The following is a 3,328-nucleotide window of genomic DNA, read 5'->3' on the forward strand; positions in this document are numbered from 1 at the left end:
AAATTGTATTACAAATCTAAGTTTAAATCTTCTAGCTTAAATTAATAGATTCTAGGAAATGTTACAATAGCCTTGAATAAGTCACCATCTAGCACAATATCAAAAGTTCCATTTTGCAAACTTGCCAAGCTTTGGGCAATAGATAAACCAAGGCCAGTTCCTTCTGTGTTACGAGATAAATCTCCACGTACAAAACGCTCCATCAGTTCGTCAGCGCTTATATTTAATTTAGTAGCAGAGATATTTTTTACGGATACACTTACTGTTTCTTCATTTGCTTCAAGTCAATATATACTCTTGTACCTTTCAAAGCGTATTTGTTAACATTAGAAAAAACATTCTCAAGAATACGGAACGTACTTCTTCCATCTGCATAGATGTATAGTGGTTCCTCAATTTCAGTAAGATCAATTTCTAAATCACTTTGAGCAAGACGGTCTTCAAATTCGCCTATAGTTTGTTTAATTAATTCGACTAAATTAAGTTTTTGCATATGAAGTGTAATGGCACCACTAGAAGCCTTTGAAGCTTCTACCAAATCTTCAATTAACGTCTTAAGTCTCTGAGATTTGGAATCTAGCACCTCGATATATTGGAGTGCTGTTTCATTATCTAGATGTTCTTTCTTTAATAAATCTACATAATTAATAATAGAAGTTAGTGGTGTTTTAATATCATGAGATACATTGGTAATCAATTCAGTTTTTAGACGTTCACTCTTTAACTTCTCATCCACTGCATTGGATAATCCATTACTGATGTTGTTTATATATTTACTTAAAACACGTATATTTGGAATTACTTCAGTTTCATTAATCTTATGAGTTAAGTCTCCATCACTGATTTTCTTCGTTTCTTTAATGAGATAACTTAGAGAGGTTACTGCATTCAAAAAATATCTTCCGAATACAAAGAAAAGTACAAAAAGTATGATTAGTGCAAGTATAGTAAACCCAGGAATTTTGAATAGTAAGGCAGTGATTAGAATAAGAACAAAAAAGACTGCCAATATTGCTGTTGCCTGATAGGTAAGTTCTTTATGGGCAAAATATCTGTGTGACCAAGCATTTAGCCGACTACCAATACGAACCAATAACATGTTTGAACGGAGTGTGTTGCACTTAATTCTTCGAACCAAACTAAAGAAGTTGTAGATGAAGATTGGATACATGGCGATATACACACCAAACAATCGTATAAAATATTCCGTTTCATCAGAAAACTTAGAATTAATCAATTGGAATAGATTATTTAGTAAAACGAAGAAAGTAACCAAAAGGACGAGCCAAACAGTTTCTGTATTTACTTTGTCATATGTTGTTAAACATAAGGATTGTGACCTTTTGCTATAGCCTGCAAACTGTATACTAAGGATTAAAAATGACAAAAATATAATAAATATGATTGGTAAATAAAGGATCGCTGTCTTGTAGGCTTGATGCATTGTTTGAAAGCTTCGGTATGCCTGTGCAAAATCGTCACTGTTATAAGGAAAATTATTAATTGTTGCTGTATAGAAGACATAATCATCCGTTTTTTCAGTATGAATCGTAGTGCTTGTACTATCAGTATCTTCTCCTTCAGTAGCTGTCGTATCAGAAGGCGTAAGCTGTGTTTTGACACAGGAAGACATCCATTCTAAGGTACGGGAGTCTAACAGCCCCCATTTGGTAACGTTAGTATTATATATTGTACTGTTGGTGCTAAGGACAAGGTAAGCGTCACATTTAGATATGTTCTTCAAAAAGTCGGAGACATTTGCTTCTAATACGGAAGAATCACTTAGGTCAACATTAGAACTAGAATTTGTTGACTTTACGGTAGAAACCTTACTTGCAAGATCATCTGAAGTATTATAAGGACTTATATACTTTTCCGAAAGAAGGTTTGGTGAGTAATACTCAGCACCTGTTGTTAAGTTCTTTACGTAATAGATGAAATTGCTGTCTTTTACATTAAGAATCTGATTATAGTATTCAAACTTATCTTGATCGCTCACAAGTTCATTCATAAAGAATGTTTCATTAATATGAGATGATGGATATTCATCCTCATTTAGAAGGTTCGTTGTGTAACCATTTTCGCGGTACATAACATAGGCCGCAACTCTTTCATTATACTTAGCAAATGTTTTCTCAAAATAATAGGTTTCAGTGAATTTATCATCATTACTTCCATAGTAATCAGGATAATGGAAGATATGATAGAAACATAGTAAAAGAAGAAATCCAAATACTGCTAACCCAACTTGTATAAGCCATTTGACAGTTAGGGAATATTTAATTCTTTTCATGGAAACCTCCATAGATATCAATTAATTAGCTGTAACTATTTGAAATATAAGCATGGAAGCTTATAAATCTTCTACTTTATACCCAATTCCCCAAGCAACCTTAAGATACTTAGGCTCTTTCGGATTGATTTCAATTTTCTCTCTAATGTGTCTAATATGAACAGCTACGATATTGTCTACACCAAATGATGGTTCATTCCAAATCTGTTCATAAATTTCGGAGATGGAGAATACCTTACCTTTGTTCTTAACTAATAATTTAAGTAGATTATATTCTATAGGTGTTAATTTAATTAATTCGTTATCCACCCAAACCTCTTTCTTCTCATCATCGATGATTAAACCACCAGTTTGATACAGATTTTTACTTTCTGGGATGCTACCGAATTTTGTATAGCGACGTAATGCTGACTTAACACGAGCTGTTAATTCAAGAGGATTAAAAGGCTTTGTAATATAATCATCAGCCCCTAGATTAAGACCAACAATTTTATCAGTATCTTCGGATTTTGCTGAAAGGAAGATAATTGGTACTGAGTTGTTCTCTTCACGTAATGCGATTACTGTGTGAATTCCATCAAGGATTGGCATCATGATATCAAGCAAGAGTAAGTGTATTTGTTCACTATGAATAATATCAAGTGCCTCTTTACCATTGTAGGCTTTTCGAACTTGATAGTTTTCTTGAGTCAGATATATTGCGATTGCGTCAACGATTGCGGAATCATCATCGCATATTAAAATTGTATACATAATAATCCTCCTATTTTAATATAGTGATATATAATAATCTCTAAAAGTAGGTTAGTCATTTATATTATAATGATAAAACTGGTTTCTATATATATATGTTATACCATAAACAGGAAGCTTTGTAAGCAATTTTTTATAAACAAGCTAAAAATCATTGATGTAGTTGTGTATTACTAATATTAGCAACATTGGTTAAAAAAATAACAAATCAATATTTTAAAAAAATATAACAATTATGTCTATAAAATAACATTAATTTATTAATTAGAGGTAAAAGTGATT

3 protein-coding genes are annotated in these 3,328 nt (G+C 32.0%); all 3 read right to left on the reverse strand.

Annotated elements, in window-relative coordinates; all coding sequences use genetic code 11:
* Positions 1-41 precede the first annotated feature (41 nt).
* From ACW2QF_RS18805 to ACW2QF_RS18815, 3 genes are read right to left on the reverse strand one after another with little or no spacing between them, the layout of a single operon-like run.
* Positions 42-242: an ATP-binding protein gene (locus ACW2QF_RS18805; protein ID WP_455717552.1), complete on the reverse strand. Its 201-nt coding sequence runs from the start codon at positions 240-242 to the stop codon at positions 42-44.
* A gap of 17 nt (positions 243-259) precedes the next feature.
* Positions 260-2,293 (reverse strand): sensor histidine kinase, encoded by a 2,034-nt coding sequence (locus ACW2QF_RS18810; RefSeq protein ID WP_455717550.1) that lies wholly within the window; start codon positions 2,291-2,293, stop codon positions 260-262.
* Positions 2,294-2,353: 60 nt separating this feature from the next.
* The gene (locus ACW2QF_RS18815) at positions 2,354-3,046 is read right to left on the reverse strand and encodes a response regulator transcription factor (protein WP_455717551.1); all 693 of its coding nucleotides are present in this window, start codon (positions 3,044-3,046) and stop codon (positions 2,354-2,356) included.
* Positions 3,047-3,328: the final 282 nt, after the last annotated feature.

The organism is Anaerosporobacter sp. (genome assembly GCF_965301125.1).